This window comes from Enterobacter sp. QK-SA4 (assembly GCF_056856775.1).
Genome location: NZ_JBXFXH010000007.1, coordinates 1,028,156 through 1,047,851 on the forward strand (window position 1 = coordinate 1,028,156; position 19,696 = coordinate 1,047,851).

Consider the following 19,696-nt stretch of genomic DNA (forward strand, 5'->3'; position numbering starts at 1 on the left):
TGGTCACTCGCCCCTAAACGATAAAGTGAATGTGTTTTTTGCCATGGAACGGCGAGATCTCGATTTTGGTTTTGACCCGGAAGACATCCCAGAGCAACGACTCGGACAGGATGTCCTGCGGTGTCCCCGTCGCCACAATTTGGCCTTTCTGCATCACAATCAGCGAGTCGCAGAACATCGAGGCGTGGTTGAGATCGTGGATAGCGACAATGCTGGTGACCGGTAATTCGCTGATCAACTGCATCAGCTGCATCTGATGATGAATGTCCAGGTGGTTTGTTGGTTCATCCAGCAGGATTTCCGTCGGGGTCTGGGCCAGCGCGCGGGCAATGTGGACGCGCTGGCGCTCACCGCCGGAGAGGCTCAGCCACCCCTGGTTGCTTTTATCCAGCATATCCACGCGCTGCAGAGCGGCGGTGACGGTTTCGTCATCGTGCGTGCTCCAGTTGGAAAAGGCGGAGTGGTGCGGAATCCGCCCGAGTTTGACCACGTCGCGCACGCGCATGTTGGCGTCAGTCATGCCGTGCTGCTCCACGAAGGCGACCCGGCGGGCCAGCTGCTTTTTGGCAATACGAGAGATGTCCTGGCCGTCCAGCGTCACACAGCCCGCATCCGGGCGACGCAGCCCCGCGAGGATACGTAAAAGAGACGATTTACCGCAGCCGTTAGGGCCAAGCAGTCCTACCGTTTCGCCCCGGGAAACCTTCAGCGAGACGTCATTAACGATGACTTTTTTGCCGACCTTCCAGGTAATATTTTCAGCGCAGATGCTCATCACTTATTCCTTGAGCGGTAGATAATCACGGCAAAGAACGGAACGCCAACCAGCGCGGTGACCACGCCGACGGGCAGGCTTTGCGGCGCAATCAGCATGCGCGAGGCGATATCGGCCAGCACCATCAGGATTGCGCCTGCCAGCGCGCTGGCAATCAGCAGCGTGCGGTGCAGCGGCCCGAACAGGAAACGCATGACGTGCGGCACCACCAGCCCGACAAAGCCGATTGAGCCCGCCATGCTGACGATGGTCGCGGTAATCAGCGCGGTAGTGGTAAAAAGTGCCAGGCGCACCCAGGGAACGGCAATGCCCAGCGACGCGGCGGCGTCGTCACCGAACGTAAAGGCATCCAGCGCCCGGGAATAGTAGAGGCAAATGGCTAACCCAATCAGCACCACGACCAGTGCCAGCTGGAATTCAGGCCAGCGTACGCCGCTGAAGCTGCCCAGCAGCCAGAACATTACGTCGCGCGCCTGCTGGGCACTGGCGGAGGTGCTAATGGTGTAGGCGGTAATGGCGTTAAAAAGCTGCGAGGCGGCGACGCCTGCCAGAATCGTACGTTCATTCCCGCCGCGCGCCCCGTTCGTCAGAAACGCGACAAACGCAAACGCGGCGAACGCCCCGGCAAAGGCCCCGGCAGAGAGCGACACCGCACCGGTGCCGATCCCCAATACGACGACAGAAACCGCCCCGGTCGACGCGCCCGCGGACACGCCGAGCACGTAGGGTTCCGCCAGCGCGTTCTTCAGCAGGCTCTGCAATACGGCACCGCAGATGGCCAGCCCCGCGCCGCAGCAGGCCGCAACCAGCGCGCGGCTCAGGCGAAAGTCCCAGATCACGCTCTCATAGATGCGAGTGAGCGGAACCTCGGTGAGCCCCATTTTATTGCTGATGGCGTAAAACACGTTATCCAGCGGGATGGACAGCTCGCCGACGCTGACGCTCAGGGCTATCACCAGAAATAACAGTACCAGGGCGAGCAAAGCCGAGGTCGTCAGAACCAGGCTCTGCCGGGCCTGAAGAACGGCGGTTGTCATCAGTTCAGCCCCAGCTTTCTGAGCTGTTCGCCGACCTGCTCAGCCCCGTAAATCGTGCGGATCGTCGGGTTCATCGCCTGGCCGTCCATCACCACGATATGGCCTTTTTTCACCGCGTCCAGCTGGCTGACCGCCGGATCGCTCTTCAGGAATTTGATTTTTTCTTCCGCGTTATCCAGCGCCCAGCGGTTGCGGTCCAGGCTGGACACCACAATGACATCCGGATTGGCGGCAATAATGCTTTCCCAGCCTACGGTTGGCCATTCGGTCTCGGACGTAATGGCGTTATGACCGCCCATCAGGCTGGCGATAAACCCGGAGGGGCTATTTTTACCGCCGACGTAGGCGTCAGCAGAAGGGGATGAACTGGAGAACCAGAAGACAAACGAAAGATCTTTTTTACTCTTGCCGAATTCCTTACGCAGGTCGGCCTCGCGTTTTTTGAAATCGGCAATCACGGCCTGACCGCGATCTTCAACGTTAAAGATTTTGGCGAAATCCTCAATCTCCTGATAGAGATATGTCATATCCCACAGTTTCTGGCGGCTGCCGTACATATCGCCGGTGGCTTTTTTGGTCGCACACATGCCCGGGGACACGTAGCTGTTCACGCCCAGGGTCATCAGATCGTCGCGTTTTGCGACCTTGCTTTCCGGCCCCAGCAGCAGCGGTGACTGCGCGGGGACAAAGTCGGGATTTTGCGCAAGCACGGATTCAAGGGTAGGGATTTCGACCGTCAGGGTTTTGATTTTTGCGTTCTGTTCCGCCAGCTGCGGCAGCACTTTCGTCGGCCAGAAGGCGCTGGCCTTCACCTTATCTTCCAGCCCCAGCAGGAGCAGAATTTCGACGGTATTCTGACCCAGAGCCACGACGCGTTCCGGCGCTTTGGTGAATGTCTCTTTATAGCCACAGTTTTCAATGGTCAGAGGATATGTGGTTGCCAGAGCAGAACTGACCGACGCAACCGCCAGGCCTAACGCGCAGATGACCTTCTTCATGAAACGCTACCCTTGATTAATATTATTATTGATGCAAATGAAACTCATTATTAAGGCGGAATTTTATACAGAGGAAACGATTTTGTGTCAATGAGGGACAATTGCGCAGGGTAACGAAAGGCGGTGCCAGAAAAACACCGCCGGATTGGGGGCTTAAACCAGGCTCTCTTTATCAATACCGAGACGCTTCATGCGTGACAGCAGGGTGGTGCGTTTTAACCCCAGGCGCTGGGCGGCACCTTTTGGCCCGGCGACCACGCCGTTGGTCTCTTTCAGCACGCGCATAATGAGCTGATATTCATCTTCTCCCTCTTTCGCTGTCTCGGCGGCGGGCGCGGTTACGTCAGGAAGCGTAACTTCAGGCAGGGAGAGTTGCAGCACGTTTCCGCGCGTCAGCAGCACCGCGCGTTCGATGACGTTTTCCAGCTCGCGCACGTTGCCGGGCCATTCCATCGATGAAAGGGTACGCAACGTCTCGGCAGGAATACTGTCGATGTTTCGCCCCATACGGCGCGCGATCTTCGCGGTAAAGGCTTTAACCAGCAGGGGGATATCATCCGGGCGTTCGCGCAGCGGCGGCAGGAAGATCGGAAAGACGTTCAGACGATAGTAAAGGTCGCTGCGAAACTCGCGGTCGGCGACCATTTTTTTCAGGTCCCGGTTGGTGGCCGCAATCAGCCGCACGTCGGTCTGGATAAGCTTGTTGCTGCCAAGGCGCTCAAACTCCTGCTCCTGCAGGACGCGCAGCAGTTTCGGCTGTAGCTCCAGCGGCATATCGCCCACTTCGTCGAGGAACAGCGAGCTTTTGTCCGCCAGCTCAAAACGGCCCAGCCGCTGGCTGCTGGCCCCGGTGAATGCGCCTCGCTCGTGGCCGAACAGATCGCTTTCCAGCAGTCCCGCAGGCATCGCGGCGCAGTTCATCTTCACCATCCGTCGGCTGTTGCGGTTGCTCAGGTTGTGGATGGCGCGGGCTATCAGCTCTTTGCCCGTGCCGGTTTCGCCCAGAATCAGCACCGTGCTGTCGCTTTGCGCCACCATCTCAACCTGCTTAAGCACGCTGTACATGGCGTCGCTGCGCCCAATGATTTCACCAAACTCGCTGTCCACGTTGTTGAGCTGTTCGGTCAGGGCCAGGTTCTCATCCACCAGCCGCTCTTTCAGACGATGAATTTCCTGATAGGCGAGGGCGTTATCGAGCGCGATGGAAATACGCTCGGCAATCTGGCGCAGCAGCTTCAGGTTGGCGGTGGTGAACACGCCTTCCTCGCACTGCGCCAGCTTTAGCACGCCCAGCATGGTGTTGCCGGACATCAGCGGCAGCAGGCACAGGGTCTGAATTTTATTGCCCCAGGTGTTAAACAGCATCCGCTCGTACGGCGCGACCGGGTCCTGCTCGTTCAGGTTGAGCAGGAGGATCTCTTTGCTTTTGAAGACCCGCTCGGAAAGGGTGCCCGCTTCGTCTACCTCGCTCTGCTCGTGCGCCGGGTTGGCTTCATCGAGATAGTGCGTGGAGTAGATGTTCAGCTTGCCCTTGCGATGCCCGCGCAGCGCAATGCTGATGGCGTCTATTTTGAAATAGTGGTGGATCTCTTTCGAAACTTCGCTGACCAGCTCGTCCATGTCGAGCCGCGACAGCACGGCGTTGGTGATGGCGACCAGAATGCGGAAGTTGTCGCGCTCGCGGCTCAGCAGGTCGTAATCGACGTTATTGGTGACGCGGCTTTGGATTTGCTCCGCGACGACGGCCACAATCTGGGTAAAGGTGTGCAGACGCTCGTATTCCGCCTCGCTCCAGGGCTGGTCGGTCGTGCGGATAAACTCGCAGCCGCCAAAAATCTGGCCCTCAGCCGCCAGCGGCAGCATGCAGTAATGCCCGAAAGGCTGATAGAGGTCGCTCTCCGCCAGCTTCGGCCACGCCTGGCGGAACTCCGCAAAGTTGCAGTGCAGCACTTCAGGCCGGGAGAGTATGCGGCGCACCGGGCCATGCGCCAGATACGTTTCGTCTTCGTATTCAAACGTTTTGCCATTATCACGCGTCGAGTAGTAGCTCGCGCGCTGCGTTCCGCTATGCCAGAGCACAATCGCGGCGCTGTCCGCCAGCGCCGATTGCCTGACCAGCCGCGTCAGGGCATCGCTCAGCGCACCGAGATCGGGCTGCTGTAAAAGTGTGCGCGTGATGTCAAACAGGCCCTGCTGTCCAAGATCGCTCATCGGTGTATACGGCATATTGCTTTCCAATAGAAACTGGCAAAAAAAGAGACATTCAGTGCTGACCGCTTTTGGCGCGGTTCTAGCAAATACGGGGTAAGGGTTCCGCGTGCGGCAGGTCAAGCGTCCGCTTCACGCCATAAAGTCCGGTCAGGCGCACCCCTTTGCGCTCAACCACTTCACCAATCATCGCCGCCTCTTTTCCTGACGGATGAGCCCGCAGCTGTTCAAGAACGGCTTCCGCGGCCGAGCGTTCAACGCCAATCACCAGTTTGCCTTCGTTGGCAAAGTTGAGCGGGTCAAGGCCCAGCAGTTCGCAAAGCCCGCGAACGGCAGGCTTAACGGGCAGGCTGCGCTCGGTGAGTTCAATCCCGTACCCGCAGCTTGCCGCAAATTCGTGTGCCACGGCATTCACGCCGCCTCGCGTGGCGTCGCGCAGGGCTTTCACGCCGGGAATACCCCGCAGCGTCTGGATCAGTGGGGTGAGCACCGCGCAGTCACTGCGCAGTTCCCCGTCCAGCCCCAGACCTTCGCGCAGGTTAAGGATGGTCGCCCCGTGGCAGCCCAGCGTTCCGGTCACGATCAGCACGTCGCCCACGCTAAGCCGCTGCGCCGCCCAGTGAATATCGGCGGGGATCGCGCCCATGCCGGCGGTGTTGATAAATAGCTTGTCGGCCGCGCCGCGCTGCACCACTTTTGTATCGCCGGTGACGATAGCTATCCCGGCCTCGCGTGCGGTCTGCGCCATGCTGTTGACCACTGTCGTGAGCGTCTCCATCGGTAATCCCTCTTCGAGGATAAACCCGCAGGAGAGGTAGCGCGGAACGGCACCGCTGACCGCCACGTCGTTGGCCGTGCCGCAGACGGCGAGCTTGCCGATATCGCCGCCGGGGAAGAACAGCGGGTCAATCACGTAGCTGTCGGTGGAGAAGGCCAGCCTGTCGCCCTGCGCGGTGAGGGTGGCGAGGTCAATGCGCGCCTGGTCTTCCTGTTCGGCGAGCCAGGGGTTGTTGAAGGCTTCCATAAACAGCCGGTTAATCAGCTGCTGCATCGCCTGTCCGCCGCTGCCGTGCGCCATTTCAACCGTATTCATGCTTCACTCTCCTGGTTGCGATACTGATACCACGCGGCACACGCCCCTTCGGAGGAGACCATCAGCGCGCCAAACGCCGTTTGCGGGTTACAGGTATTGCCAAATAACGGGCATTGATGAGGTTTGCATTTACCGGTGAGAACTTCGCCGCAGCGGGCCCGGGGATCGTCGCAAACCTGCTGCGGCTGCGGGCGAAAATGCGCTTCGGCGTCGAACGCGCGATAGGCTGACGTCAGGTGCACGCCGGATTCGGCAATCAGCCCCAGACCACGCCACTCGCTGTCGCCCTCAACGCTGAACACGTCGGCGATCGCCTGCTGCGCCCGTTCATTTCCCGCATCCGGCACCACGCGGCGGTACTGGTTTTCCACCGCGCTCAGGGCCGCTATTTTCTGCTCAACCAGCATGGTCACACCTTGCAGTAGATCAAGTGGTTCGAAACCAGCGACCACTAACGGACGATTGTACTGTTCAGCGATAAAACCGTAGGCGTCTGTGCCAATCACCATGCTGACATGCCCCGGTGCCAGAAAGGCATCAATGCCGTTTCCCGGCTCTTCCAGCAGGCTGCGCAGGGTGGGGATGAGCGTAATGTGCTGGCAGAAGAAGAAAAAATTCCCGACGCCGCGCGCTTTCGCCTGCTGCAGCGTGATGGCGGTGGCGGGCATGGTGGTTTCAAATCCCAGGCCAAAAAACACCACCCTGCGCGCGGGGTTGTCCTCCGCCAGCGTCAGGGCATCCATCGGCGAATAGACGATCCGGATGTCGGCCCCGCGCGCTTTCGCCTGCAGCAGCGAGCCGTTTTTCCCCGGCACGCGCATCGCGTCGCCAAAGGTGCAGAAAATGACGTCGGGCTGGCTGGCAATTTCGATGCAGCTGTCGATGCGCCCCATCGGCAGCACGCACACCGGGCAGCCGGGGCCGTGGATAAACTCGATGTTCTCCGGCAGCAGCTGGTCGAGGCCAAATTTGAAGATGGCGTGCGTATGTCCGCCGCACACCTCCATGATCCGCAACGGGTTTTCCGCCGTGTATTCCAGCAGCGCCGCGCGCGTTTTCAGGTGCCCGATAAGCTGCAGCACCTGCTCCGGCGCGCGGTATTCATCAACGTAACGCATGGCTAACGCTCCTCGCCGTACAGCAGCGCGCCCACGTCAGGCTCCACGTCGAACATGTTTTGCAATGCATCCAGCGTGTCGCGGGCTTCCGCTTCGTTAATCACGCTCATGGCAAACCCTACGTGGACGAGCACCCACTGGCCGAGACGCGATGCGCCCGTTTCATCGCTGCTGCCCACCAGCGTCAGGTCCACGTCGCGCAGGATGCCGCAGACCTCCACTTTGGCCTGGTTCCCGTCAATGGAATGGATTTGTCCCGGTACACCTATGCACATCGTTCACTCTCCAGCCAGTTCAGCCAGGCTTCCATGCCGTCGCCGCGCGTGGCGGAGACCAGCAGGATCTCAATCTCCGGGTTCACTTCCCGGGCGCAGGACAGGCACTTATCCACGTCGAAGTTCAGGTACGGAAGCAGGTCAACTTTGTTCAGCAGCATGATAGACGCGGCGGCAAACATATGCGGGTACTTCAGCGGTTTGTCTTCGCCTTCGGTCACCGAAAGCACCGCCACCTTGTGGCGTTCGCCCAGATCGAAGCTCGCCGGGCAGACCAGGTTGCCGACGTTTTCAATAAACAGAATGCCGTTATCCGCCAGCGGAAGACGTGGGGCGGCGTCGGCAATCATCTGCGCATCCAGGTGGCAGCCTTTGCCAGTATTGACCTGAATCGCCGGGGTGCCGGTTTCGCGAATGCGCGCCGCGTCGTTAACGGTTTGCTGGTCGCCTTCAATCACCGCGCAGGAGACGCGCCCGTTCAGGCGTTTGAGCGTTTCCGTTAACAGCGTGGTTTTGCCGGAGCCGGGGCTGGAGACCAGGTTCAGCACCAGCTGTTTGCGGGCGGCAAAGCGCGCGCGGTTGCGGGCGGCGATCTGGTTATTTTTGTCCAGCACGTTGATTTCCACCTCCAGCATCTGGCGCTGGCTGATGCCCGGCGCGTGGGTACCCGCTTCGCCGTGGCCGTAGTGTAGATCGCCCGCAGCGGAGCGTTGCGGGGCGAAGGTGATACCGGTCAGCGCCGCAGCAGGCCGCGGGGCAGGCGAAAAGGGCGCGGAGCGAAACGCGGAATGGGGACGGTGTTCATCCCCTTCTATATACAGGTTGCCTTCGGCGCAACCGCAGGTGCTACACATACTTTACTCCTTCTCGATTTCGAGGCGTTGGATCTGCATGCCGTCGTCCGCCACGATGCGAAGACCGGTGCTCTGACACTGCGGACAGCGCTGAACCTTTGATGACAGCAGGGTGACGTACTGCTGGCACTGCTCGCACCAGCACTCAGCCTGCTGCTCTTCGATATGGAGCTCGCAGCCTTCCGCCAGCGTGCCGCGACACACCAGCTCAAAACAGAAATTCAGGGCGCTGGGCTCAACGCAGGAAAACGCCCCGACTTTCAGCCAGACGCCGGTGACGCGCTTCGCGTGGTTTTGCACTGCCTGCTGTTCGATAAGTTCCAGAGCCCGCTGGCAGAGGGTGATTTCGTGCATGACGCCTCCTCAATGAATTGCGCCATTGAATGCAATAACGGTGCCAGCTTGATTTTTGTTAAGGCGTGACGATGTCAACGCTGTCGAAATGACACGTCGACACCGCGGCGTTGACAGCAGTTTTGTAATTAAATCTATTTAAAATCAGTAAGATAAAAACTGGCATGGAATCTGCTTAACAGCCGCTATCTCCATTAAACGGATACCTTCTATGACTATTTGGGAAATCAGCGAAAAAGCGGATTACATCGCGCAGCGTCATCAGCAGCTGCAGGACCAGTGGCACCTCTACTGCAACTCTCTGGTTCAGGGCATAACCCTCTCGAAAGCGCGTCTTCACCACGCGATGAGCTGCGCGGCGCAGGGCGACATGCGCTTCGTCCTGTTCGGCCATTTCATCATCAACGTTACCCTGGCGGATAACTTCAACAGCCACACCATTGAGTACCACCTCGAGACAAAAGACGGCGAAAAACAGTGTATTGCGAAGGCGCAGCTGATGGCCGACGGCATGGTGGACGGCCACGTCAGCAACCGCGATCGCCAGCAGGTGCTGGAGCACTATCTGGAAAAAATCGCGCCGGTCTATAACGGCCTGTACGCCGCCGTTGAACACGATCTCCCGGTCAACCTGAAGCAGCTGATGGATGGAAATACCTCAGCGAACGTGGCCTGACTCCTGCGTGTCGAGAAGTGTCGACAAGACAGTTTTTCGTCAAAAATGACTATCACCAGAGGATAACCCGGTGAACCGTTTTGTAATTGCTGACTCGACGGTCTGTATTGGCTGTCGAACCTGTGAGGCGGCGTGCTCGGAAACGCATCGCCTGCATGGGCTGCAGTCCATGCCGCGCCTGCACGTCATGCGTAATGAAAAAGAGTCTGCCCCGCAGCTCTGCCATCACTGTGAAGACGCCCCCTGCGCGGGCGTCTGCCCTGTGAATGCCATCACCCGCGTTGATGGCGCTGTCCAGCTGAACGAAAGCCTGTGCGTAAGCTGCAAGCTGTGCGGCATTGCCTGCCCGTTCGGCGCGATTGAATTTTCCGGCAGCCGTCCGCTGCATATTCCGGCGAACGCCAACTCGCCAAAAGCCCCGCCCGCGCCACCGGCTCCGGCACGCGTAAGCACGCTGCTGGACTGGGTGCCCGGCATTCGTGCCGTTGCGGTGAAATGCGACCTGTGCAGCTTCGATGAGCAGGGTCCGGCCTGCGTGCGCACCTGCCCGACTAAGGCGTTGATTCTGGTTAACATTCGCGACATCGCCCGTACCAGCAAGCGTAAACGCGAGCTGACCATCAACAGTGATTTTGGCGACCTTTCTCTGCTACAGGCGCTTAACGAGGGGGCGAAATGAACGCGGCGATGATGATTACCAGCGCGGTAGCCTGTTTTGCTGGCGCCGCTGTTCTGGCGCTGATCTTCTCATTCCATAAAACCCTGAGCGGCGCGATCGCCGGGCTCGGCGGGGCGGTGGCTAGCCTGATGACGCTGGCAGCAGGCGGCGTTGTCCTGCTCGGCGGCCAGTCCGCTGAGACCGTGATGCCGCTGATTCGCCACAACGTGGAGATCGCGCCCCTGAACGCCATCTGGCTGGTGACGTTTGGCCTGTGCGGACTGTTTATCAGCCTGTTCAATATCGACTGGCACCGCCATCCGCACGCCAGGGCTAACGGCCTGCTGGTTAACCTGCTGATGGCGACTGCGGTCTGCACCGTTATCGCCAGCAATCTCGGCGCGCTGGTGGTGATGGCGGAAATCATGGCGCTGTGCGGCGTGTTCCTGACGGGCTGCAGCGCCTCCGGCAAGCTGTGGTTTGCGCTGGGACGCCTCGGAACGCTGCTGCTGGCGCTGGCCTGCTGGCTGGTGTGGCAACGCTTTGGCACGCTGGACTTCGCTGCGCTCAACGGGCATCCGCTGGGGAACGACGTCTGGCTGCTGGGCACGCTCGGCTTTGGCCTGCTCGCTGGCATCATCCCGCTGCACGGCTGGGTGCCGCAGGCGCATGCGAATGCCTCCGCGCCCGCCGCCGCGCTGTTTTCTGTGGTGGTGATGAAAGTGGGTCTGTTCGGGATTCTGGTGATTACGCTGACCGGCGGACAACCGCCGCTGTGGTGGGGCGTCGTGCTGCTGATTGCGGGAATGGTCACCGCGTTCGTCGGCGGCCTTTACGCGCTGATGGAGCACAACATCCAGCGTCTTCTGGCGTACCACACGCTTGAAAATATCGGCATCATCCTGCTCGGCATTGGCGCGGGGGTGACCGGGCTGGCGCTCAACCAGCCGGCGCTGATTGCCGCCGGGTTTATCGGCGGTCTTTATCACCTCGTCAACCACAGCCTGTTTAAAAGCACGCTGTTCCTCGGCGCGGGAAGCATCTGTTTCCGCACCGGCCATCGGGATATCGAAAAGCTGGGCGGGATTGGCAAAAAGATGCCCGTCATTTCGCTCGCCATGCTGGTGGGTCTGATGGCAATGGCCGCGCTGCCGCCGCTGAACGGCTTTGCCGGGGAGTGGGTGATCTACCAGTCCTTCTTCGCGCTCGGCCAGAGCGACGCATTTATTGCACGCCTGCTCGGCCCGCTGCTGGCGGTCGGTCTGGCGATAACCGGGGCGCTGGCGGTGATGTGTATGGCGAAAGTCTACGGCGTGACCTTCCTCGGCGCGCCGCGCACCCGCGAAGCGGAAAACGCCTGCTGCGCACCGTTGTTGATGGGCGTGAGCGTGGTCGCGCTGGCGCTGTGCTGCATCGCGGGCGGCGTCGCCGCGCCGTGGCTGCTGCCGCTGCTGGGCAACGCCATTCCGCTGCCGCTGACCGTGGCGAATACCACCGTCTCTCAGCCCATGATAGCGCTGCTGCTGATTGGCGCACCGCTGCTGCCGCTCGTCCTGATGCTGTTCTTCAAGCGCGACCGGCTCGCCTCCCGCTCGCGCGGAGCGGCGTGGGCCTGCGGCTACGAACACGAACAGTCGATGGTCATCACCGCCCACGGTTTTGCCATGCCGGTGAAGGAGAACTTCGCCGGCGTGCTGAAGCTGCGCCACTGGCTGAACCCGGTGGGCTGGGTACCCGGCTGGCAGAGCGCCGCCGCGCCCGCGCTGTTCCGCCGTCTGGCGGTCATCGAGCTGGCGGTGCTGGTGGTCATTGTGATTTCACGAGGAGCCTGACATGAGTCTGTTACTGGCAATTCTTCAGGCGCTGGTGCTGTTCGCCGCTGCGCCGCTGCTTTCGGGCATCACGCGCGTGGCGCGCGCCCGGATGCACAACCGTCGCGGGCCCGGGGTGCTCCAGGAGTACCGCGATCTCTTTAAACTGCTCTCCCGTCAGAGTGTGGCCCCGGACGCCGCAGGCTGGGTCTTCCGCCTGACGCCGTTTGTGATGGTGGGCGTGATGCTGACCATCGCCACCGCGCTGCCGGTGGTGACGGTGGCGTCGCCGCTGCCCGTGCTTGGCGATCTGATCACGCTGATTTACCTCTTCGCCATCGCCCGCTTCTTCTTTGCGATTGCGGGCCTGGACACCGGGAGCCCGTTTACCGGCATCGGTGCCAGCCGCGAGGCGATGCTCGGCGTGCTGGTCGAGCCGATTCTGCTGCTGGGGCTGTGGGTTGCCGCGCAGGTCGCGGGTTCCACCCACATCAGCTTTATCACCCACACCGTTTACCACTGGCCGGTGTCCCGCTCGATCCCGCTGGTGCTGGCGCTGTGCGCCTGCGCGTTCGCCACGTTTATTGAGATGGGCAAACTGCCGTTCGATCTGGCGGAAGCCGAGCAGGAGCTGCAGGAAGGGCCGCTTACCGAGTACAGCGGCTACGGCTTCGCGGTGCTGAAGTGGGGCATCAGCCTCAAACAGCTGGTGGTGCTGCAGATGTTTGTCGGCGTCTTCTTCCCGTGGGGGCAGATGACGCACTTCTCCGCGGGCGGTCTGATGCTGGCCGTCGTGGTTGCCGCCTTCAAGCTGCTGGTCGGCGTGCTGGTGATTGCCCTGTTCGAAAACAGCATGGCGCGCCTGCGTTTTGTGGAAACGTCGCGCATCACCTGGGCCGGTTTTGGTTTTGCATTTTTAGCGTTCGTCTCCTTGCTGGTGGCGTGATTAAAGAGAGTATTTATGTCTGAAGAAAAGAAAGGTCAGCAGTATCTCGCCGCGTTGCATCAGACTTTCCCCGGCGTGGTGCTGGAGGAGTCCTGGCAAACTAAAGACCAGGTAACCGTCACCATTAAGGTGAACTATCTGCCGGAAGTGGTCGAGTTTCTGTACTACCAGCAGGGCGGCTGGCTGTCGGTGCTGTTCGGCAACGACGAGCGCCAGCTGTGCGGCAACTATGCGGTGTACTACGTGATGTCGATGGAGCAGGGCGAAAAGTGCTGGCTCACCGTGCGCGTCGAAGTCGACCCGGCTAAGCCGGAATACCCGTCCGTCACGCCGCGCGTGCCCGCTGCCGTCTGGGGCGAGCGCGAGGTGCGCGACATGTACGGCCTGGTGCCGGTCGGCCTGCCGGACGAGCGCCGCCTGGTGCTGCCGGACGACTGGCCGGACGAACTCTATCCGCTGCGCAAAGACAGCATGGACTACCGCCAGCGCCCGGCGCCGACCACTGACAGCGAAACCTACGAATTCATCAACGAGCTGGGCAGCAAGAAGAACAACGTGGTGCCGATCGGCCCGCTGCACGTCACCTCTGACGAACCGGGCCACTTCCGCCTGTTCGTCGACGGCGAGAACATCATCGACGCCGACTACCGCCTGTTCTACGTCCACCGCGGCATGGAAAAGCTGGCGGAAACCCGCATGGGCTACAACGAGGTGACGTTCCTCTCTGACCGCGTGTGCGGCATCTGCGGCTTCGCCCACAGCACCGCCTACACCACCTCGGTGGAGAACGGCATGGGGATCGTGGTACCGGAGCGCGCGCAGATGATCCGCGCCATTCTGCTGGAGGTGGAGCGCCTGCACTCGCACCTGCTGAACCTCGGCCTGGCCTGCCACTTCGTCGGCTTTGACTCCGGGTTTATGCAGTTCTTCCGCGTGCGCGAGGCGTCAATGAAGATGGCGGAGATCCTCACCGGGGCGCGTAAAACCTACGGCCTGAACCTGATCGGCGGGATCCGCCGCGACCTGCTGAAGGACGACATGATCCAGACCCGTCAGCTGGCGCAGCAGATGCGCCGCGACGTGCAGGAGCTGGTGGACATGCTGCTCAGCACGCCAAACATCGAGCAGCGCACCGTCGGCATCGGCCGCCTTGACCCGGAAATTGCCCGCGACTTCAGCAACGTCGGCCCGATGGTGCGCGCCAGCGGCCACGCCCGCGACACGCGCGCCGATCACCCGTTCGTCGGCTACGGCCTGCTGCCGATGACCGTGCACAGCGAGCAGGGCTGCGACGTCATCTCGCGCCTCAAGGTGCGTATCAACGAGGTGTTCACCGCCCTGAACATGATCGACTTCGGTCTCGATAACCTTCCCGGCGGCCCGCTGATGGTGGAGGGCTTTACCTACATTCCGAACCGCTTTGCCCTCGGCTTTGCCGAAGCGCCGCGCGGGGACGATATCCACTGGAGCATGACCGGCGACAACCAGAAGCTCTACCGCTGGCGCTGCCGCGCGGCCACCTACGCCAATTGGCCAACCCTGCGCTATATGCTGCGCGGCAACACGGTTTCCGATGCGCCGCTGATCATCGGCAGCCTCGACCCGTGCTACTCCTGCACTGACCGCATGACCGTGGTCGACGTGCGCAAGAAGAAAAGCCAGGTGGTGCCGTACAAAGAGCTTGAGCGCTACAGCATCGAGCGTAAAAACTCGCCGCTGAAATAAGGACTCGCCATGTTTACCTTTATCAAAAAAGTAATCAAAACGGGCACGCAGACCAGCAGCTATCCGCTGGAGCCGATGCCGGTGGATAAAAACTTTCGCGGCAAGCCGGAGCACAACCCGCAGCAATGCATCGGCTGCGCGGCCTGCGTCAACGCCTGCCCGTCGAACGCCTTAACGGTCGAAACGGATCTCAAAACCGGCGAGCTGGCCTGGCAGTTTAACCTCGGGCGCTGCATCTTCTGCGGCCGCTGCGAGGAGGTCTGCCCGACGGTCGCCATTCGCCTGTCGCAGGAGTACGAGCTGGCGGTGTGGAAGAAGGAGGACTTCCTCCAGCAGTCGCGCTTTGACCTGTGCAGCTGCCGCGTGTGCAGGCGCCCGTTCGCCGTGCAAAAAGAGATCGACTATGCCATCGCGCTGCTGCAGCACAACGGTGACGCCCGCGCGGAGCACCACCGCGAAAGCTTTGAAACCTGCCCGGAGTGCAAGCGTCAGAAGTGCCTGCTGCCGTCCGACCGTATTGATATCACCCGCCATATGAGAGAGGCCAGCTGATGGAAAACCTACTGGGCCCGCGAGACGCTAACGGCATTCCGGTGCCGATGACGGTGGAGGAGTCCATCGCCAGCATGAAGGCGTCGCTGCTGAAAAAAATCAAACGCTCGGCCTACGTCTACCGCGTGGACTGCGGCGGTTGCAACGGCTGCGAGATTGAGATCTTCGCTACGCTGTCGCCGCTGTTTGACGCCGAGCGCTTCGGCATCAAGGTGGTGCCGTCCCCGCGTCATGCGGACATTCTGCTGTTTACCGGGGCCGTCACCCGCGCCATGCGCTCGCCCGCGCTGCGCGCCTGGCAGTCCGCGCCGGACCCTAAAATCTGCATCTCCTACGGGGCCTGCGGCAACAGCGGCGGTATCTTCCACGACCTTTACTGCGTCTGGGGCGGCACCGACAAAATCGTGCCGGTGGACGTCTACATTCCGGGCTGCCCGCCAACGCCTGCCGCGACGCTGTACGGCTTCGCGATGGCGCTGGGCCTGCTGGAGCAGAAAATCCACGCCCGCGAGCCGGGCGAGCTGGACAACCGGCCTGCGGCCATCCTGCACCCGGACATGGTCCAGCCGCTGCGGGTGAAGATTGACCGCACGGCGCGCAGGCTGGCGGGCTATCGCTACGGGCGTCAGATTGCCGATGATTATCTGCGCCTGCTGAGCCAGGGCGACCATCAGGTGGCGCGCTGGCTGGAGGCGGAAAACGATCCGCGTCTCAATGAGATCGTGGCGAACCTGAACAGCATCGTGGATGAGGCGCGTATCCGATGAGTGAAACGGTGGTGTTCAGCCAGCTGAGCCGTAAGTTTATTGATGAGAACGATGCCACGCCGGACGCGGCGCAGCAGGTGGTCTATTACAGCCTGGCGATTGGGCATCACCTCGGGGTGATTGACTGCCTGGAGGCGGCGCTGAGCTGCCCGTGGCCCGAGTACCTGGCATGGATCGCCACGCTGGAGGAGGGCAGTACGGCGCGGCGCAAGATGGAGGGCGTGCCGAAGTACGGCGAGATCGTCATCGACGCCAACCACATTGCGATGCTCGCCAACGCCTTTGACGCTGCGCTCGGCAGGCAAACCCCCGAGCAGCAGTCGTGGAGCAAAACGCTGCTCGGCATGCTGCACTATATTCATCAGGAGAGCGCCATCTACCTGATGGTGAGGAGATTACGTGACTGACGTTTTACTGTGTGTCGGCAACAGCATGATGGGCGACGACGGCGCGGGCCCGCTGCTGGCGGAGATGTGCACCGCGAATCCGCAGGGCAGTTGGGTGGTGATTGACGGCGGCAGCGCGCCGGAAAACGACGTGGTCGCCATTCGCGAGCTCCATCCGGACAGGCTGTTGATTGTGGATGCCACCGATATGGGGCTGAACCCGGGCGAAATCCGCCTGATTGACCCGAACGACATCGCCGAGATGTTTATGATGACCACCCACAATATGCCGCTGAACTACCTTGTCGATCAGATCAGGGACGACGTGGGCGAGGTGCTCTTTTTGGGAATTCAGCCGGATATCGTTGGGTTTTATTACCCGATGACGCCGCCGGTGAAGGAGGCGGTGGAACGGGTCTATTCACGGCTTGCGGGGTGGGTTGGGGATGGAGGTTTTTCTCAGCTCTGAGCAGTGCCAAACCCCTCTCCCTCTCCCTGTGGGAGAGGGCCGGGGTGAGGGCAACAGGCTACTCGAGATCCGCCCCGTTACTCGCAATCACCTTCTTATACCACCAGAACGATTTCTTGCGCTTGCGGTCCAGCGTGCCGTTTCCTGCGTCGTCCCGGTCGACGTACACAAACCCGTAGCGCTTGCTCATCTCGCCCGTTGAGGCGGCCACCAGGTCGATACAGCCCCAGGTGGTGTAACCCATCAGCGGCACGCCGTCCTCAATCGCGTCGCCCATCGCGCGGATATGCTCGCGCAGATAGCTGATGCGGTAGTCGTCGTTAATCTCGCCGTTTTCATCAACGACATCTTTCGCCCCCAGGCCGTTTTCCACCAGGAACAGCGGCTTCTGGTAGCGGTCGTACATCATGTTCATGGTGATGCGCAGGCCGAGCGGGTCGATGCCCCAGCCCCATTCGCTCACCTGAATGTGCGGGTTACGTAGGGACTTCACGATGTTCGCCGCGCTGGTGTTGCCCGCGTTCATGTCCGCCGACGCGCAGCGCGAGGCGTAATAGCTGAACGAGACAAAGTCGACGGTGTTTTTTAACAGCTCGTCGTCGCCGGGATCTTTCACAATCACCACGCCTTTCTCGCGGAACACGCGGGCTGAGTAGGCCGGGTAGCTGCCGCGCGCCTGCACGTCGATAAAGAACAGGTTCTCGCGGTCTTTCTCCAGCGCCATCCACACGTCTTCCGGCTTGCAGGAGTAGGGGTAGAAATTTCCGCCCGCCAGCATGCAGCCGACCTGGTTTTCCGGGTTCACCTCGTGGGCGATTTTGGTCGCCAGCGCGCTCGCCACCAGCTCGTGGTGCGCGGCCTGGTATTTCACCTGGTCTTCGTTTTCGCCTTCCTCAAACACCAGCCCCGCGCCGGAGAACGGGCTGTGCAGCATGATGTTGATTTCGTTGAAGGTCAGCCAGTATTTCACCAGCCCGTTAAATTCTTCAAAGCAGGTGCGGGCGTAGCGGGCGAAGAAATCGACCATCCTGCGGTTGCGCCAGGAGCCGTATTCCGTCACCAGGTGCATCGGCACGTCGAAGTGGCAGAGCGTAACCAGCGGCTCGATGTTGTACTTTTTGCACTCCTCGAACACCGCGCGATAGAAGGCAATGCCCTCTTTGTTCGGCAGCGGCTCGTCGCCGTTCGGGTAGAGGCGGCTCCAGGCAATGGAGGTGCGGAACACCGTAAAGCCCATCTCCGCCATCAGGGCGATGTCCTCTTTATAGCGATGGTAAAAATCAATCGCTTCGTGGCTCGGGTAGAACTCGTCGTCACGCAGCGAAAAACGCTTTTCCTTACCGATCTTCACCGCCAGGCGATTCGCGCCGTGGGGGATCATATCGACGGTCGTTAGTCCTTTGCCGCCTTCACGGTAAGCACCTTCACTCTGGTTGGCGGCAAGCGCGCCGCCCCATAAAAATCCTTGTGGAAAAACAGACATTCTTACCTCGCTTTCAATTTTATGCTTTTGCTGCGTTGTTCTGTACCGGTGCGGTCTGCAGGGCGCGCGCTTTTTCAGCCTCGTCTTCGACCGGGATATCCTCAAACCCTAAAAGCAGGGTCAGAACAAACGACAGCACCACTGCCAGCCCCATCACGCCGAACACCCAGACGATGGTCATCGGGTTGGCCGGGTCGAAGAACTGCACGCTGGTGAACAGCCCCGGTGCCGCCATTGAGTGGCTGGCAAGACCGGCCATGCCGGCGACCGCCCCGCAGATAAAGCCGCTGATCAGGCTCGCAATCAGCGGACGTTTCAGACGCACCGCCACGCCGTACAGGGCCGGTTCAGAGATCCCCGCCATAATGGCGGAGGCTGCCGCCGCCAGCGCCGTCTGGCGCAGCTCCGGGTTTTTGGTTTTCCACGCCACCGCCAGCGACGAGCCGCCGAGCGACAGGTTGGCGCCGATTTCCGACGGCATCACCATCCCTTCCTTGCCCGTTTCGGCAATGGTCTGAATGATGGTCGGCGTAAACACGCGATGCATCCCGGTCATCACCAGCAGCGGCCAGAGCGCGCCCATGATGGCGACGGAGAGCCATCCCAGGTAGCCGTGAATGGTGTAGACCAGCGCGGAGATGGCGCTACCGATCCAGATCCCCAGCGGGCCAATCAGCACGATGGCGAGCGGGGCGGCAATCAGCACGATCAGCATCGGCTTGAGGAAGTTTTTCGTCACCGCCGGGGTAATGCGATCCACCCAGCGTTCGATGTATGACAGGCACCAGGTCATCACCAGCGCCGGGATCACCGTGTAGGTGTATTTCACCGCCGTCACCGGAATAAAGGCGAACTCAACGTGCTCGCCCTGCGCGGCTTTCGCCATCAGCTCGATAAAGCTCGGGTGCACCAGCACGCCCGCGATGGCGATGGCCAGCGACATGTTGGTTTTGAATTTCACCGCCGCCGAGGCCGCCACCATCAGCGGCAGGAAGAAGAAGGCGCCGTCGCCGATGACGGTCAGAATAGTGAGCGTCGGCGCGCCTTTTGGCAGCACGCCGGTCATCTCGAGGATCATCGCCAGCAGCTTGACCATCGAGCCGCCGATGATCGCCGGGATCAGCGGAGACATGGTGCCGATCAGCGCGTCGAGGATCCCGGCGCCAACGCGGCGTAAGGTCAACTTCTGCGGACCTTCCGGCACCGCGGGCTGCAGGTCAGCGGGCAGCAGGCTTACCACTTCGCGGTACGCCTGTGAAACCGTGTTGCCAATAATGACCTGGCACTGGTTGTCGTTGCGTACCACGCCGAGCACGCCGCTGATGCTTTTCAGGCGCGCTGCGTCGGTCAGGCTTTCGTCTTTCAGTACGAAACGCAGACGCGTCATGCAGTGGGTGACGGCGACGATGTTCTCTTTGCCGCCCAGCGCGCTGATAACGTCGTTCGCCAGCGCAGCGTAATTTTTGGCCATCGGATGTGATCCTGTTATTGTTGTGAGACATGTAGGAAAC

At 60.9% G+C, this 19,696-nt stretch carries 20 protein-coding genes; 9 read left to right on the plus strand and 11 right to left on the minus strand.

Annotated features, from left to right (window positions below; translation table 11 throughout):
• Positions 1–13: 13 nt before the first annotated feature.
• The 9 genes from eitC to hypA form a co-directional block, all read right to left on the minus strand.
• Positions 14–775, minus strand: coding sequence for a siderophore ABC transporter ATP-binding protein EitC (gene eitC / locus AC1VYI_RS06550; protein ID WP_045355783.1), 762 nt, complete (start codon positions 773–775; stop codon positions 14–16).
• The gene (locus tag AC1VYI_RS06555; RefSeq protein WP_047743926.1) at positions 775–1,812 is read right to left on the minus strand and encodes a FecCD family ABC transporter permease; all 1,038 of its coding nucleotides are present in this window, start codon (positions 1,810–1,812) and stop codon (positions 775–777) included. The genes eitC and AC1VYI_RS06555 overlap by 1 nt, the downstream gene beginning before the upstream one ends.
• Complete coding sequence (eitA, locus tag AC1VYI_RS06560; protein ID WP_063927671.1) at positions 1,812–2,810, minus strand: siderophore ABC transporter substrate-binding protein EitA; 999 nt, start codon at positions 2,808–2,810, stop codon at positions 1,812–1,814. Before eitA ends, AC1VYI_RS06555 begins: the two co-directional genes overlap by 1 nt.
• 153 nt (positions 2,811–2,963) lie before the next feature.
• Entirely contained in the window at positions 2,964–5,036 is a 2,073-nt protein-coding gene (gene flhA / locus AC1VYI_RS06565; protein WP_226484229.1) for a formate hydrogenlyase transcriptional activator FlhA, read from the minus strand.
• A gap of 64 nt (positions 5,037–5,100) precedes the next feature.
• A complete protein-coding gene (gene hypE, locus AC1VYI_RS06570; RefSeq protein ID WP_023308977.1) occupies positions 5,101–6,111 on the minus strand; it encodes a hydrogenase expression/formation protein HypE in 1,011 nt (336 codons plus the stop codon).
• Positions 6,108–7,229 carry a hydrogenase formation protein HypD gene (hypD, locus tag AC1VYI_RS06575; RefSeq protein ID WP_134867223.1) on the minus strand — a complete coding sequence of 374 codons (1,122 nt, stop codon included), beginning with the start codon at positions 7,227–7,229 and terminating at the stop codon, positions 6,108–6,110. The genes hypE and hypD overlap by 4 nt, the downstream gene beginning before the upstream one ends.
• Before the next feature lie 2 nt (positions 7,230–7,231).
• Complete coding sequence (locus tag AC1VYI_RS06580; RefSeq protein ID WP_023308975.1) at positions 7,232–7,504, minus strand: HypC/HybG/HupF family hydrogenase formation chaperone; 273 nt, start codon at positions 7,502–7,504, stop codon at positions 7,232–7,234.
• A complete protein-coding gene (hypB, locus tag AC1VYI_RS06585) occupies positions 7,495–8,358 on the minus strand; it encodes a hydrogenase nickel incorporation protein HypB (RefSeq protein ID WP_134867224.1) in 864 nt (287 codons plus the stop codon). Before hypB ends, AC1VYI_RS06580 begins: the two co-directional genes overlap by 10 nt.
• Positions 8,359–8,361: 3 nt before the next feature.
• The gene (gene hypA / locus AC1VYI_RS06590) at positions 8,362–8,712 is read right to left on the minus strand and encodes a hydrogenase maturation nickel metallochaperone HypA (protein ID WP_045404196.1); all 351 of its coding nucleotides are present in this window, start codon (positions 8,710–8,712) and stop codon (positions 8,362–8,364) included.
• Positions 8,713–8,923: 211 nt separating this feature from the next.
• On the opposite strand from hypA, the gene hycA reads away from it, so the two are divergent.
• The 9 genes from hycA (at position 8,924) to hycI (ending at position 16,702) form a co-directional block, all read left to right on the plus strand.
• Complete coding sequence (gene hycA, locus AC1VYI_RS06595) at positions 8,924–9,388, plus strand: formate hydrogenlyase regulator HycA (protein ID WP_045404197.1); 465 nt, start codon at positions 8,924–8,926, stop codon at positions 9,386–9,388.
• Between the two features lie 70 nt (positions 9,389–9,458).
• Positions 9,459–10,067, plus strand: a complete 609-nt coding sequence (locus tag AC1VYI_RS06600) for a 4Fe-4S dicluster domain-containing protein (RefSeq protein ID WP_023308971.1) — start codon at positions 9,459–9,461, stop codon at positions 10,065–10,067.
• Entirely contained in the window at positions 10,064–11,878 is a 1,815-nt protein-coding gene (gene hycC / locus AC1VYI_RS06605; RefSeq protein WP_134867225.1) for a formate hydrogenlyase subunit 3, read from the plus strand. Before AC1VYI_RS06600 ends, hycC begins: the two co-directional genes overlap by 4 nt.
• Position 11,879: 1 nt before the next feature.
• Positions 11,880–12,803 (plus strand): respiratory chain complex I subunit 1 family protein, encoded by a 924-nt coding sequence (locus AC1VYI_RS06610; protein ID WP_023308969.1) that lies wholly within the window; start codon positions 11,880–11,882, stop codon positions 12,801–12,803.
• A 15-nt stretch (positions 12,804–12,818) separates the two neighbouring features.
• Entirely contained in the window at positions 12,819–14,528 is a 1,710-nt protein-coding gene (locus AC1VYI_RS06615; protein ID WP_134867226.1) for a hydrogenase large subunit, read from the plus strand.
• A 9-nt stretch (positions 14,529–14,537) separates the two neighbouring features.
• Positions 14,538–15,080, plus strand: coding sequence for a formate hydrogenlyase complex iron-sulfur subunit (locus tag AC1VYI_RS06620; RefSeq protein WP_023308967.1), 543 nt, complete (start codon positions 14,538–14,540; stop codon positions 15,078–15,080).
• Complete coding sequence (locus AC1VYI_RS06625; protein WP_033146382.1) at positions 15,080–15,847, plus strand: NADH-quinone oxidoreductase subunit B family protein; 768 nt, start codon at positions 15,080–15,082, stop codon at positions 15,845–15,847. Before AC1VYI_RS06620 ends, AC1VYI_RS06625 begins: the two co-directional genes overlap by 1 nt.
• Positions 15,844–16,254, plus strand: a complete 411-nt coding sequence (locus tag AC1VYI_RS06630) for a formate hydrogenlyase maturation HycH family protein (protein ID WP_134867227.1) — start codon at positions 15,844–15,846, stop codon at positions 16,252–16,254. Before AC1VYI_RS06625 ends, AC1VYI_RS06630 begins: the two co-directional genes overlap by 4 nt.
• Entirely contained in the window at positions 16,247–16,702 is a 456-nt protein-coding gene (gene hycI / locus AC1VYI_RS06635; RefSeq protein WP_134867228.1) for a hydrogenase maturation peptidase HycI, read from the plus strand. Before AC1VYI_RS06630 ends, hycI begins: the two co-directional genes overlap by 8 nt.
• A gap of 58 nt (positions 16,703–16,760) precedes the next feature.
• Here hycI and AC1VYI_RS06640 read toward each other — a convergent pair whose 3' ends face one another.
• Positions 16,761–18,185, minus strand: a complete 1,425-nt coding sequence (locus tag AC1VYI_RS06640; RefSeq protein WP_134867229.1) for a 6-phospho-beta-glucosidase — start codon at positions 18,183–18,185, stop codon at positions 16,761–16,763.
• Positions 18,186–18,204: 19 nt separating this feature from the next.
• Complete coding sequence (gene ascF, locus AC1VYI_RS06645; RefSeq protein ID WP_045355796.1) at positions 18,205–19,656, minus strand: PTS cellobiose/arbutin/salicin transporter subunit IIBC; 1,452 nt, start codon at positions 19,654–19,656, stop codon at positions 18,205–18,207.
• Between the last annotated feature and the right edge of the window lie 40 nt (positions 19,657–19,696).